Below are 14020 nucleotides of genomic sequence, written 5' to 3'. Positions count from 1 at the left end.
TTGTGCTCTGGAGACCTCACATGTCTGACTTCTCTGGCTTGCCGCTTGTCATCGAGCCGAGCGACCTGCTGCCGCGTCTGGAGTCCCCGGAACTGATCCTGGTGGACCTGACCAGCCCTGCCCGGTATGCCGAAGGTCACTTGCCCGGCGCACGTTTTGTCGACCCGAAACGCACCCAGCTCGGCCAGCCACCGGCCCCCGGGCTGATGCCGGCGAAGGCCGATCTGGAAGCGTTGTTTGGTGAGCTCGGTCATCGCAAAGACGCGGTCTACGTGGTGTATGACGATGAGGGCGGCGGCTGGGCCGGGCGTTTCATCTGGCTGCTCGATGTCATTGGCCACGACAAGTACCACTATATAGACGGTGGTCTTCCGGCCTGGCTGGCGGACGGCATGCCCATGTCGATTCAAGTGCCGGCCGCCGTCGGTGGCCCAGTGTCGCTGACCCTGCACGACGAACCGACCGCCACCCGCGAATACCTGCAAAGCCGTCTCGGCGCGGCCGATCTGGCGATCTGGGACGCGCGTGGGCCGCTGGAATATTCCGGCGAGAAAGTCCTCGCCGCCAAGGGTGGCCACATCCCCGGTGCGGTCAATTTCGAATGGACTGCCGGCATGGACCAGACGCGTCAGTTGCGTATCCGCAGCGACATGCCGCAGATCCTCGAAAACCTCGGGATCACCAAGGACAAGGAAATCATTACCCACTGCCAGACCCATCACCGGTCGGGCTTCACTTATCTGGTGGCCAAAGCCCTCGGTTATCCGCGGGTCAAGGGCTACGCCGGTTCCTGGGGCGAATGGGGCAACCACCCTGACACGCCAGTCGAGATTTAAGGTTTTTAAGGACAACTAATGAAAGAGCGTCTGTTTATCCTCAGCCAGTACCTGCTGCCGCATCACCTGCTGTCGCGCCTGGCCGGCTGCATCGCCGAATGCCGCGTGCGCTGGTTCAAGAATGCCTTCACCCAATGGTTTGCCAAGCGTTATCAAGTGGACATGTCGCAAGCGCTGGTCGAAGACCTGACCGCTTACGAGCACTTCAACGCCTTCTTCACGCGTGCCCTGAAAGACGGCGCGCGTCCACTGGACGAGACCCCGGGCGCAATCCTCAGCCCGGCCGACGGTGCGGTCAGCCAGCTCGGCCCGATCGAGCACGGTCGTGTGTTCCAGGCCAAGGGCCACAGCTTCAGCGTGCTGGAGTTGCTCGGCGGGGATGCGGCCAACGCGGCGCCGTTCATGGGCGGCGACTTCGCTACCATTTACCTGTCGCCTAAGGACTACCACCGCGTGCACATGCCGCTGGCCGGCACCCTGCGCGAAATGGTCTACATCCCGGGCCGCATTTTTTCGGTGAACCAGACCACTGCCGAAAACGTCCCGGAGCTGTTCGCCCGCAACGAGCGCGTGGCGTGCATTTTCGACACCGAACGCGGGCCGATGGCCGTGGTGCTGGTCGGTGCGATGATTGTCGCTTCGATCGAAACCGTGTGGGCCGGTCTGGTCACCCCACCGAAGCGCGAGCTGAAAACCTTCCGCTACGACGAAGCCGCACGCGCACCGATTCATCTGGAAAAAGGCGCGGAACTTGGGCGCTTCAAGCTGGGTTCGACGGCGATCGTGCTGTTTGGCCCGGATCAGGTGAAGTGGGCGGAAGAGCTGGTGGCCGGTTCACCCGTGCGGATGGGCCAAGGTCTGGCACTGCCAAAAGCGTGACTCTGTTCGCGGAAGCAGCCGAGGCTGCTTCCGCAAACTGCGGCATTTGCTGCTATGGTTTTGCTCATGAGCCAGACCAACTTTTCTCCCAAGCTGCGCGCTCCGACTCCCACGCAAACACGCCTGTCGTTCTGCGACGCCAGCCCGCGCGACCTCAAGCGCTGGATCGCCGGCCTGCCCAAAGCCAACATCGGCGAAACCGCCCGCCTGCTGTATCAAGGCCTCGGCGAACTGAACCTGTTGCTCACTCCCAGCGACAATCGCCTGCAATTGCTTGAGCTGCTGCGGCCCGAGGTGTATTTCGTCTGCCAGCATCTGGAACGGCATTTTCTGCATCAGGCGATCATGCTCGACGAGCGTTCGCGCAAAGTCAGCAACCTGTGTCAGGCGCTGCAAGGTCAGTTGGCCATCGGCTATAAACAGATCGTTCTGCGCATCCTGCCCAAATACAGCAAGGATCGCGCGACGTTGGTCGGCACCGCCTTGCAACGCGCCGCGCATGCCCTCAAGGCGCAACTGGTGCGCGCCACGCAGCTGTACAGTTCACCGCCGGAACACGTGTGGTTCGAATTGCATCAGCTGTATCGCAGCGCGGCGCAATTGCAGCTGCAACAACGGCGGCTGCGCGATGATCTGGCGTTTTTGACCAGCGAACTGAGCGTCGAACAGACCTACATCGCCGCACTGCTATTGGGCAGTGCCCGTTGCAATCAATTACGCCAGAGCCAGATTGCTCGTCTGGCCGAGGTGATCGAGCCATGGAGCGCCCTGCTCAAGCTGCATCCCGACAGCGCCGACGACGGCTTGTTTGCGGTCAGTCCGGAACTCGATGTCGGCCCGCGCTACCGCAAAATGTTTCGCAGTGAACAACAGAGCGCGCTCCTGGGCTTCGACCCGCAGCCCTTGGTCAAGCAGCTCGAAACGCACCTGCTGCAGCAGCCGACTTCGCCCCCCCTGCCTGTTTCCGCCGGTCTCAGCATCGATACCCTGCAACATCTGCACGCGACCTGGGGCCAGGCTGCCGAACGCAGTTTTCAGCGCAGCGCCGGCCAGGGCACATTGACCGTGTGCGTCGGCATGAGCGCCCTGCACTTCTACCTCGGCGGCGAGCGCACCTTCAGCGAGTTGCTCAAACATCCCGGTGCCCGCGCGGCAAATTTCAGCAGCGTGGTGGCCAACGGCGAAAAGGACAGCTGGAGTCAGGCGTTCGACGCTGCCCCGCAAAGTAACGATGAGCTGTTGCCGTACGAGGAAATCCAGTACGACCAGTTGAGCGAGGATGAAGGCCCCGGCAACTCGCCGAACTATCCGACTTACGCCTTGCCGGTGATCAACCATAGCCCCGGCGGCTATTGCCTGGCCTGGCCGAGCGAGGTGCCGGCGGAATTGCAGGCCGGGGAAATGCTCGGCATTCAGGACAGCGAGGGCAAAGGCTGGAGCATTGCGGTGATTCGCTGGATCCGCCAGGTGCGCGGCAGCGGCACGCAGATGGGCATTGAACTGGTCGCGCCACACGCGCAGCCGTGCGGGCTGCAACTGGTTCGTTCCAAGGACGATCACAGCCATTATCTGCGCGGTTTGCTGTTGCCGGAGATCAGCGCGATCGATGTGCCGGCCACCGTGCTTGCGCCGCGCCTGCCGTTTCAGGAAGGCAACAAGGTGTTGATCAACACCCAGGGCGAAGAACACCGCGCCGGGCTGGATCGGCGGGTGGCGAGTACGCACAGCTTCAACCAGTTCGCCTATCGCTCGCTGGATCCTGCGCAGAATGGCGGGGGTGAGGAGGATTTTGATTCGTTGTGGAATTCGCTCTAGACCGAGGCGCGGCCTTCGCGAGCAGGCTCGCTCCCACACTGGAATGAGATTTCCTGTGGGAGCGAGCCTGCTCGCGAAGAGGCCAGATCAGCTTATGGAGATCTCAGAGCTGCCCGTCGCGATCCCGGAAACCCAGCAGATACAACACACCATCCAGCCCCAGCGTTGAAATCGCCTGCTTCGCCGACTGCTTGACCAACGGTTTGGCGCGGAACGCCACGCCCAGCCCGGCAATCGCCAGCATCGGCAAGTCGTTGGCGCCGTCGCCGACGGCAATGGTCTGCTCCAGACGCAGCCCTTCCTTGTGCGCCAGCTCCTTGAGCAGATCAGCCTTGCGCTGCGCATCGACAATCGGCTCGATCGCCACGCCGGTGCACTTGCCGTCGACCACTTCCAGCTCGTTGGCAAACACGTAGTCGATGCCCAGCCTGGCTTGCAGCTGCTTGGCGAAATAAGTGAAGCCGCCGGACAGGATGGCGGTTTTGTAGCCAAGGCGCTTGAGTTCGGCGAACAGGGTTTCGGCGCCTTCGGTCAGGCGCAGCGAGGCGCCGATCGAGTCGAGCACGCTGACGTCGAGGCCCTTGAGCAGCGCCAGACGCTCCTTGAAGCTGGCGCGGAAATCCAGTTCACCGGCCATGGCGCGCTCGGTGATTTCCGAAACCCGGTCACCCACGCCGGCCGCTTTGGCCAGCTCATCGATGACTTCCGCTTCGATCAGCGTCGAGTCCATGTCGAACACCGCCAGACGCCGGTTGCGGCGAAACAGCGAGTCTTCCTGGAAGGCGATGTCGACGTTCAATTCCTGGGCAACGCTGAGGAATTCGGCGCGCAAAGCCTGCGGATCGGCGGCTTCGCCGCGCACGGAAAACTCGATGCAACCCTTGCCCTTGTCGGCCGGCGTGTCCAGCGGCATGCGCCCCGACAGACGGTCGATATGGTCGATGTTCAAGCCATATTTGGCGGTGATGGCGCTGACCGCCTGCAACTGGCCGGCAGTGACTTTGCGCGTCAGCAAGGTGACGATATGGCGTTTCTTGCCCTGATTGCCCACCCACTGCTGGTAATCCTCTTCGGACACCGGGGTGAAACGCACTTGCTGATCCAGTTCGTAGCCCTTAAACAGGATGTCCTTGAGCACTGACTTGCCCTGTTCGGAATCGGGAATTTCAACCAGGATGCCGAACGACAGGGTGTCGTGGATCACCGCCTGACCGATGTCGAGAATGTTCACACCACCTTGTGCCAGAACACCGGTGATGGCCGCTGTCAGACCGGGACGGTCGACTCCCGTGATGTTAATCAGGACGATTTCGCGCAACGCGCACCCCCGCAACTGGAAAAAAACCGCATTCTACCCACTTTCAGTGACCATCGGGCACCGCGAGCGCTTTGCCGGTCTGGGGCCTGTCGCTATACTGCGCGTCAACTTCACGGACAAAGAGCCGAGCTCAAGTGAACCGGCCCACGCCAGTCAAAACCGATAACTTCTTCCTGCTGATCTTCCGTGCACTGCGCCATCGCCGTGTACCGATTGCATTGCGCATTGCCAGCCACAACGTGATCCTGGTCGCTCTGGCCCTGGTGATCTATGCCGGGGTGATGGGGCTGCAATTCAAGCAGGCCATGCACGAGCAGGCCGATGCGCTGGGCGAAAGCCTGACCACGCAGACCGCCACCTCCGCCACCGAGCTGCTGGTGTCCAACGACATCCTCAGCCTCAACGTGCTGCTCAACAACCTGACCAAGAACAAACTGGTCGCCCACGCGGCAATCTACAGTGTGGACAACCGCATCCTCGCCGAGTCCGGTCAGCGTCCCAAGCACAGCCTGCTGGGCGAAGCCGAGGGCATGTACGAGAGCAAGATCACTTTCCAGGACGTGACTGCCGGGCAACTGCGCATCAGCCTGGACATGGATCAGTTCCAGCAGCCGATGACCATCAGCCTGCAAAGCATGGGCATTCTGAGCGCAATTCTGCTGGCGCTGTCATTGGCTCTGAGTCTGCGCATGGGCCGCTATCTGTCGACGCCGTTGCTGCAATTGCGCGTGTGGCTGCGCCGCATCGACGCGCACACCCCGGGCATCGACCGCCAGGATGAAATCGGCGATCTGGCGCGCCAGCTGCATGCCAGCTACGCCCCGGAACCGGAGCCTGAGCCCGAACCCGAGCCGGAATTCGCCGAGGAAGAAGACGAGCCTGAATTCGAGGTGCGTAACCTGCGCGATCCGAGCTTCGACGAAAGCCGCCCGCTGGCCGCGAAGAAACCGGCACCGCGTCACCTGGTCAGCACCGTCGAAGACGATGATGACGATGACGCTTTCGCCGACCTGCGCGACGAATCGCTGAACGGCGCCGCCCAACCGCTGACGCGCAAACCGAGCCCTGACGTGCCACAGCACACCGCCGTACTGGCCGTGCAACTGGGTTCGCAGGAACAATTGCGTCGTTTGCCTCGCGCACGTCTGGAAGAATTGCAGGAACGCTATCGCGACTGCCTCGAGCAGGCCGCGTCGCTGTATCAGGGCGAAATCGAAACCCTCAACGATGGCAGCACGCTGTTGCTGTTCCATACCGAAGATTGCGGCGACGACTACCTGACCAATGCCATCTGCTGCGGCGAATTGCTGCGTGCTCTGGGTCATCAGTTGCAGATCGAGGTCGCAGACAGCGGCATCACCCTGCAATTGCAGCTGGGCCTGACCTTGGGCGATGAGTTGTTCGGTCTGAGCCAGATTGATCTGCTGCTGACCGATTCGGCCCAGGATGCACTGGCCTTGTCGCAACACAGCCGCAATCTGCTGCTGGTCGAGCGCAAGATCAGCGATGACACGCTGATCCGCCAGCGTGCGCGGATCCGGCCGATCGCCAGCCCTGAGGGCGCTTGCTGTGTGGAGCGGTTGATGGAGCCGTATCCGTCGATGCTGGAGCGGCAACTGGCGCGGATGCATGAGCGCCGGGCGTAAGGCTTAGGCCCGATACGCAAAAGCCCGCAGACGAGTGATTGTCTGCGGGCTTTTTGTTGCCTGCGCTGGCCCCTTCGCGAGCAGGCTCGCTCCCACCAGGTCTGCTCGCCGCCGATCAAATGTGGGAGCGAGCCTGCTCGCGAAGTGGCCAGCGTTGAAGACGAATAATCTCTGCCCCCCAGATACAACAAAGCCCGCACAAGGCGGGCTCTGTTCTGACTCGTTCCAGCCTCAGAAGCGAAACACTTCCATATCGGTACGAATCGGCGAGGCCATTGGAATCTTCGGCTGTTTCTCGGCATCCGCCGCTGGCGCTGCGGGTTTCGGCGCGGCTTTACGCGGTGCCTCGGCCACGGGCGGCTGGTTGGCCAGTGGCTTGAGCGCCACCGACAACTGCTCGGCCAGACGCTGCAACAGAACCCCTTGTGCCTGCACCTGGGACGCGGTGCTGCCGGCGTGCGTTTCCTGCAGGTGAATGATGCGGTTATCGCGCACCTTGCCGCGACGATCGATCAAACGCCATTGCGCATCGAGAATCGCCGGTTGTTTCGCCCCGGAATCCAGACGGGTGATGGTCAGCAGAACCTGCACATCCGGCGTGAATCCGGCAGTAGCAGGCGCCAGCACCACACGCTGACTGTCCAGGTGACCGGCGACCTGACGCATCAGCAGTTGATCGATATCCGACGAAAGGCTGCCAGCCCAACGACCGTCGGTCGCCGCTTGCAGGCTGCCGTCGGGTTGACGTTGCAGCAGGGTTTCGCGTTGCAGGTAATCGGCAACAACTACCGGCCCCAGCAAAACCGCCATGCCTGCGCTTTGCGCAGGCTGAACCGGACTTCCGCTGTCCAGTTGGTACAGCGACACCGGCTGGTGAACGCTGCAACCCGCCAGGCCAAGAACGCCGGCGAGCAACAAAATAAGGGGGCGTAGAGCAGTCATCATCCCGTCCAGGTGGCCGCCACAAGGCTGACCACAGTGAAAATACTCAATAAATATGAAGAACGCTCGGCCACGCCGGCGCTTGAAAGGCCATATCATCCGTGAATATGCGTTCCGACTCCAGCGCCAAAGCGTCGATCTACGCGTTTAATCGCAGATCGAACGCTCTAGGAAGGCGTTCTCGCCTAATTGAGGTTTTCGACGAGCAGCGCATCCACTCTCTGGAAGCCCCGCGGAAGTTTGTTTCCGCGCCGTCCACGCTCACCTTTGTAGTGCTCGAGGTCGTCGGCTTTCAGCGACAGGGTCCGTTTGCCAGCCTGCAATACCAGGGTGGCGCCTTCCGGCAGGACGGCGATGTCCGTGACATATTCTTCGCGACTGGCCACGCGTTCACCGGATATACCGATGATCTTGTTGCCTTTGCCCTTACCTAATTGTGGCAGATCGCTGATTTTGAAGATCAGCAGGCGACCTTCGGTCGTGACCGAGGCCAGCCAGTTCTGCTCACGATCGGCCACAGGGCGCGGCGCGATGACCTTGGCGTTGTTCGGCAGGCTCAACAGGGCCTTGCCGGCCTTGTTCTTCGCTTGCAGGTCTTCGCCTTTGACCACGAAGCCGTAACCGGCATCGGACGCAATCACGTACAGCGCATCGTCTTCGGGCATCAGCACGCATTCGAACGAAGCGCCCGGTGGCGGCGTCAGACGGCCGGTCAAGGGTTCGCCCTGGCCACGGGCCGACGGCAAGGTATGCGCGGCAACCGAGTAGCTGCGACCGGTGGAATCGATGAACACGGCAAACTGGTTGGAGCGCCCCGCCGCCGAGGTCTTGAAGCCATCGCCGGCCTTGTACGACAGACCGGTAGCGTCGATGTCGTGGCCCTTGGCCGAACGCACCCAGCCTTTTTCCGACAGCACGACGGTGACTTTCTCGTTCGGCAGCAGATCGTGTTCGCTCAGCGCCTTGGCTTCGGCGCGCTCGACGATTGGCGAGCGGCGGTCGTCGCCGTAGGTTTCGGCGTCTTTGAGCAGCTCGGTGCGCACCAGTTTCTTCAGCTTCGCTTCGCTGCCCAGCAGGGCTTGCAGCTTGGCTTGCTCCTTGAGCAGTTCGTCCTGCTCGTCGCGCAGCTTCATTTCTTCCAGTCGCGCCAACTGACGCAGACGGGTGTCGAGAATGTAGTCGGCCTGGATCTCGCTGAGGGCGAAACGCTCGATGAGCTTGGCTTTCGGGTGTTCCTCGGTGCGGATGATGTGGATCACTTCATCCAGGTTGAGGTAGGCGATCAGCAAACCGTCCAACAGGTGCAGGCGACGCTCGACCTTGTCGAGGCGGAATTGCAGGCGGCGACGCACGGTCAGCACGCGGAATTCCAGCCATTCGACCAGCAGCGCACGGAGGTTTTTCAGCTGCGGCTTGCCGTCCAGACCGATGATGTTGACGTTGACCCGGTAGGTCGACTCCAGCTCGGTGCTGGCGAACAGGTGCTGCATCAGCGCTTCGTGATCGACGCGGCTGTTGACCGGGATGATCACGATGCGGCACGGGTTTTCGTGGTCGGATTCGTCACGCAGATCGGCGATCTGCGGCGCTTTCGACGGTTTGGCCTGCATCAACGCGGCGATCTGCTCCAGCACCTTGGCGCCGGAGACCTGATGCGGCAGCGCGGTGACGATGATGTCGCCATCCTCGACGTGGTACACGGCGCGCATACGCACCGAGCCCTTGCCGGTTTCGTACATCTTCAGCAGGTCGGCGCGCGGCGTGATGATTTCCGCTTCGGTCGGATAATCCGGACCCTGAATGTGTTCGCAGAGCTGTTCGACCGTGGCTTTCGGCTCATCCAGCAAGCGCACGCAGGCGGTGGCGACTTCACGCAGGTTGTGCGGCGGCACATCGGTGGCCATGCCCACGGCGATACCGGTGGTGCCGTTGAGCAGAATGTTCGGCAGGCGCGCCGGCAACACCAGCGGCTCCTGCAGGGTGCCGTCGAAGTTCGGCCCCCAGTCCGCGGTGCCCTGGCCCAGTTCGCTGAGCAGCACTTCGGAATAGCGCGACAGCCGCGCTTCGGTGTAACGCATGGCGGCGAAGGACTTCGGATCGTCCGGCGCACCCCAGTTGCCCTGGCCGTCGACCAGCGTGTAGCGATAGCTGAACGGCTGCGCCATCAGCACCATCGCTTCGTAGCACGCCGAATCGCCGTGGGGGTGGAACTTGCCGAGCACGTCACCGACGGTACGCGCCGATTTCTTGTGCTTGGAATCAGCGTCCAGCCCCAGTTCGCTCATGGCGTAGACGATACGCCGCTGTACCGGCTTCAGGCCGTCGCCGATATGCGGCAAGGCGCGGTCCATGATCACGTACATGGAGTAGTTGAGGTAGGCATTTTCGGTGAAGTCAGCCAGCGAGCGGCGTTCTACACCATCCAGGCTGAGATCAAGGGAGTCGCTCATGCGGGCCTCATCGGTTCGTTGTCTGGCGCAGCAGCATGGTGCCACCGCGCTGGGTAAATTCAAGTTTGTTCAGGGCGCTCATGCCGAGCAGCACCTGGTCGCCATGCAGCCCCGGCGCCACCAGTGCGCGGACATCCCGCAGCACGATGTCGCCCAGTTGCAGGCGGGCAATCTTCGTTCGATAGCCCTGGCTCAGGCCATTGGCCGTGCTCAGGGTCACGCCGAAACCTTCTTGCAGCTTCAAACGCTTGGCCAGATCCGCCGGGATCGCGACATCGGTCGCGCCGGTGTCGAGCATGAACTCCACCGGCTCGCCGTTGATCTGGCCGCTGGCGACAAAATGCCCTTGGGCATTGCTCGCCAGTTTCACTTCGATAAAACCTTCGCCCTGCTCCGACGTGACCACGATGTTCGGATTCTGCTGGCGCTGCTCCCACTGCCCAAAAAATTTCGTCGCGAGAAACAGTGCCGCGCACCAGGCGAGGACCATTAGCACCCGACCGGCACGCTTGCCCGGCGGTTGCTGGCTCATGGCCTGGCACTCCAGCCACCGTCCGGCGCGGCGAAGCGCCAGACCACCGGGCGGACTTCGCCGTCGGCACGCGGGCCAAAATTGTTGTCGACGCCGATCCACGCACCCTCGACGTCGATGATCAGCGCTTCCTCCAGTCCGTAGTTCTGCGAGTAACGGCGATTTTCCTGCAACAGTTCGCCAGCATACGACCAGCATTGCTCGACCTTGGCCGTCTGTGCATCGCGACGGCAGATCTCGAAAGCGTTGCGTTCCAGGCTAAACAGCTTGCCGTTGAACAAGGAAATGTCGGAAAAGTCGCGGTGAACCGCTTTGGCTTTCGGAAACTGTGGCGGCTGCATCTCCTTGCCGCCCTCACTGACCAGCACGCAGCGACCGTCACAATCCCACACCGTCTGCTGGCGCTTGATCAGCAGCAGGCCGCGCTTTTGCCGTTCGGCGGCCAGCCATATCTGATCACCGGCCGGGTTGATCGCCAGGCCTTCGAAGATCGAATTGAACTTCAGCAACAGGCCGCTCGCCCGCGCTTCGCGAACCAGCAGCGGCGAGATTTTCAGCCAGTTCGCCGGGCCACTGACCGGCACCTGCAACACCGCCGCATGGGCTTCGCTGACGATGTAGCGATTGCCAGCGCTGTCGCAACTGATGCCTTCGAAATCCAGTTCGCCCCCGCGAATGAACGACGCCGCCCAAGTGCGCGAGCTCAAGCCCCACGGCAAGCCGCTCTCCGGCACAGGCGGCACGTCGATGTGCACGGTTTGCGCCTGCCAGACCGGATCGCGGGTATCGAGCCGATAGATCTGCTCGTCATCGCGATCGGAAACCGTCCACAGCTCATTGCCGCACATGGCCAGACCCGACAGGTTACCGCCGCGCATGCCTTCGACCGGGTGTTCGGAAAGCAGCCGCAATTGTTGCAGCGGCTCGGCCGACACGCTCAGCGCACTCAGCAGCAACGCACCCGCCAAGGCCCAGCCAAACTGCATCAGGCCAGCACCTCGGCGAGGTTGCCTTTGGATTCGAGCCAGGTCTTGCGGTCACCGGCGCGTTTCTTCGCCAGCAGCATATCCATCATTTCCGAGGTTTCGGCGAAGTCTTCGCCCAGCGTCAACTGCACCAGACGCCGCGTGTTCGGGTCCATGGTGGTTTCACGCAACTGCGGCGGGTTCATTTCACCCAGACCTTTGAATCGGGTGACCTGCGGCTTGCCGCGTTTCTTTTCGGCCACCAGGCGATCGAGAATGCCGTCGCGCTCGGCTTCGTCGAGGGCGTAGTAGATCTCTTTGCCGAGGTCGATGCGGTACAGCGGCGGCATCGCCACGTAGACGTGACCGGCATCCACCAACGGGCGGAAATGCTGGACGAACAGCGCACACAGCAAAGTCGCAATGTGCAGACCGTCGGAGTCGGCGTCGGCGAGGATGCAGATCTTGCCGTAGCGCAGCTGGCTCATGTCCGCCGCGCCCGGATCGACGCCGATGGCCACGGCGATGTTATGCACTTCCTGGCTGGCGAGCACTTCGCTGCCGTCGACTTCCCAGGTGTTGAGGATCTTGCCGCGCAACGGCAGGATCGCCTGGAACTCCTTGTCCCGCGCCTGTTTGGCCGAACCGCCGGCGGAGTCACCCTCGACCAGGAACAGCTCGGAACGCATCGGGTCCTGCCCGGCGCAGTCAGCCAGTTTGCCCGGCAGCGCCGGACCTTGGGTGACGCGTTTGCGCTCGACTTTCTTGCTCGCCTTGAGACGGCGGCCGGCGTTGTTGATCGCCAATTCGGCCAGGGCCAGACCGGTTTCCGGGTTGGCATTGAGCCACAGGCTGAAAGCGTCTTTCACCACACCGGAGACGAACGCCGCTGCCTCACGGGAAGACAGACGCTCTTTGGTCTGGCCGGAGAATTGCGGCTCCTGCATTTTCATCGACAGGACGAAAGCGATGCGCTCCCAGACGTCTTCCGGCGCGAGTTTCACGCCGCGTGGCAGCAGGCTGCGGAACTCGCAGAACTCGCGCATCGCGTCGAGCAGACCCTGACGCAGGCCGTTGACGTGCGTACCGCCTTGGGCGGTCGGGATCAGGTTGACGTAGCTTTCCTGCACCGCGTCGCCACCTTCCGGCAGCCACAACAGTGCCCAGTCGACCGCTTCTTTATTACCGGCGAAAGCGCCGCAGAACGGCTCGTTCGGCAGACGTTCGAATTCGCTGACCGCATCGACCAGGTAGGAGCGCAGGCCATCTTCGTAATGCCACTCGACTTTCTCGCCGGTGCCTTTGTCTTCGAAGCTGACCAGCAAGCCCGGGCACAACACAGCCTTGGCCTTGAGCACATGCTTGAGGCGGCTGATGGAGAATTTCGGTGAGTCGAAGTATTTCGGGTCCGGCGCGAAGTACACGCTGGTGCCGGTGTTGCGCTTGCCGACGGTGCCGACGATTTCCAGCTCGGAGGCCTTGAAGCCGTCCTTGAAGGTCATCTGGTATTCGTTGCCGTCACGTTTGACCCGTACGCGCACTTCGGTCGACAGCGCGTTGACCACGGAAATACCCACACCGTGCAAGCCGCCGGAGAACTGGTAGTTCTTGTTGGAGAACTTGCCGCCCGCATGCAGCTTGGTGAGGATCAGTTCGACGCCGGACACACCCTCTTCCGGGTGAATGTCGACCGGCATGCCACGGCCGTCGTCGCTGACTTCCAGCGAATGGTCGGCGTGCAGGATGACCTGCACCGATTTGGCGTGGCCGGCCAGGGCTTCGTCGACGCTGTTGTCGATGACTTCCTGGGCGAGGTGGTTCGGCCGACTGGTGTCGGTGTACATGCCGGGGCGTTTGCGCACCGGGTCGAGGCCCGAGAGGACTTCGATGGCGTCGGCGTTATAAGAACTAGCGCTGGGAGTGGCCATAAGGTCTCGTCGTCAGTCATTCATGAAAGAGGGGCAAGACTTCACAGCGTGGTGAAATCGATTGCCTGATACATATCGGCAGCCATGCCGGCAAAACTCAGCAACGCCGGCAATTGCCCGGCAAAGCCCTGGAAACTGTGGTCGCCGCCCGCCTGGATGCGCAGGGCACAGGCGCGGTAATACTGTTGGGCGAGCCGATAATCCAGCGTTTCGTCGCCGGTTTGCAACCAGACCTGATAACGCTGCGGATCCTGCGGTGGTGGCACTTCCAGTTCGGCCAGCGCCGTGACGTGGTCGTGGGTCAGTTCCCAGGTTTCATCGGTGTAGAGGTTCTGCTGCGTGCCCAGATAACCATCGAACATCCGGTGCGGGCTGACCGCCGGGTTGACCAGCAGGGCTTTCAGGCCATGGCGCTCGGCCAGGTGAGTCGCATAGTAGCCGCCGAGCGAACTTCCCACCAGCAACGGCCGGCCCAGCTCGGCGATTGCCTGCTCGAGCTGACCGATGGCTTCACGCGGATGGTGATGCAGCGCCGGCACGCGCAATTGCCCGCTCAAACCCAGCTGCTCCATGACCGCGACCAGCTGACAGGCCTTCTTCGAGGCCGGCGCGCTGTTGAAACCGTGGATATAGAGGATCGAACCGGACATTTGAGCTCCCTGGCTGTCGGCGAAAGATAGCGGAGTTTACAGGGAGAAGGACCGGGATT

Annotated in this window: 11 protein-coding genes; 4 read left to right on the top strand and 7 right to left on the bottom strand. The window is 62.1% G+C overall.

The features are described from left to right. Positions 1-20: 20 nt before the first annotated feature. From rhdA to AB9L16_RS02170, 3 genes are all read left to right on the top strand, one after another. Positions 21-836, top strand: a complete 816-nt coding sequence (gene rhdA, locus AB9L16_RS02180) for a thiosulfate sulfurtransferase (RefSeq protein ID WP_076565369.1) — start codon at positions 21-23, stop codon at positions 834-836. An 18-nt stretch (positions 837-854) separates the two neighbouring features. Beyond that, positions 855-1715, top strand: a complete 861-nt coding sequence (asd, locus tag AB9L16_RS02175) for an archaetidylserine decarboxylase (protein WP_041480743.1) — start codon at positions 855-857, stop codon at positions 1713-1715. A gap of 66 nt (positions 1716-1781) precedes the next feature. After that, the gene (locus AB9L16_RS02170) at positions 1782-3530 is read left to right on the top strand and encodes a molecular chaperone (RefSeq protein WP_375123037.1); all 1749 of its coding nucleotides are present in this window, start codon (positions 1782-1784) and stop codon (positions 3528-3530) included. A 103-nt stretch (positions 3531-3633) separates the two neighbouring features. On the opposite strand, the gene serB is transcribed toward AB9L16_RS02170, so the two are convergent. Beyond that, the gene (serB, locus tag AB9L16_RS02165; protein WP_041477650.1) at positions 3634-4848 is read right to left on the bottom strand and encodes a phosphoserine phosphatase SerB; all 1215 of its coding nucleotides are present in this window, start codon (positions 4846-4848) and stop codon (positions 3634-3636) included. 134 nt (positions 4849-4982) lie between these two features. Between serB and AB9L16_RS02160 the strand changes: the two genes are divergently transcribed. Further along, positions 4983-6494, top strand: coding sequence for an AhpA/YtjB family protein (locus tag AB9L16_RS02160; protein WP_095180973.1), 1512 nt, complete (start codon positions 4983-4985; stop codon positions 6492-6494). A 231-nt stretch (positions 6495-6725) separates the two neighbouring features. Here the strand turns inward: AB9L16_RS02160 and AB9L16_RS02155 are convergent, their stop codons facing one another. The 6 genes from AB9L16_RS02155 to AB9L16_RS02130 all read right to left on the bottom strand — a co-directional run bounded on the left by AB9L16_RS02155 (position 6726) and on the right by AB9L16_RS02130 (position 13961). After that, complete coding sequence (locus AB9L16_RS02155) at positions 6726-7436, bottom strand: membrane integrity-associated transporter subunit PqiC (protein ID WP_024011350.1); 711 nt, start codon at positions 7434-7436, stop codon at positions 6726-6728. A gap of 185 nt (positions 7437-7621) precedes the next feature. Next, complete coding sequence (parC, locus tag AB9L16_RS02150; RefSeq protein WP_024011349.1) at positions 7622-9886, bottom strand: DNA topoisomerase IV subunit A; 2265 nt, start codon at positions 9884-9886, stop codon at positions 7622-7624. A gap of 7 nt (positions 9887-9893) precedes the next feature. Next, positions 9894-10418: a TIGR02281 family clan AA aspartic protease gene (locus AB9L16_RS02145; RefSeq protein WP_150741673.1), complete on the bottom strand. Its 525-nt coding sequence runs from the start codon at positions 10416-10418 to the stop codon at positions 9894-9896. After that, complete coding sequence (locus AB9L16_RS02140) at positions 10415-11404, bottom strand: esterase-like activity of phytase family protein (protein WP_375123036.1); 990 nt, start codon at positions 11402-11404, stop codon at positions 10415-10417. The genes AB9L16_RS02145 and AB9L16_RS02140 overlap by 4 nt, the downstream gene beginning before the upstream one ends. Further along, positions 11404-13311 (bottom strand): DNA topoisomerase IV subunit B, encoded by a 1908-nt coding sequence (parE, locus tag AB9L16_RS02135; RefSeq protein WP_095180975.1) that lies wholly within the window; start codon positions 13309-13311, stop codon positions 11404-11406. The genes AB9L16_RS02140 and parE overlap by 1 nt, the downstream gene beginning before the upstream one ends. 41 nt (positions 13312-13352) lie before the next feature. Further along, on the bottom strand, positions 13353-13961 hold the full coding sequence (locus AB9L16_RS02130) for a YqiA/YcfP family alpha/beta fold hydrolase (protein ID WP_095180976.1): 609 nt from the start codon (positions 13959-13961) through the stop codon (positions 13353-13355). Positions 13962-14020 lie beyond the last annotated feature (59 nt).

Source organism: Pseudomonas sp. LW8, from assembly GCF_041956865.1.
Taxonomy (GTDB): Bacteria; Pseudomonadota; Gammaproteobacteria; order Pseudomonadales; family Pseudomonadaceae; genus Aquipseudomonas; species Aquipseudomonas siliginis.
This window is presented reverse-complemented; position numbering and strand designations above follow the sequence as displayed.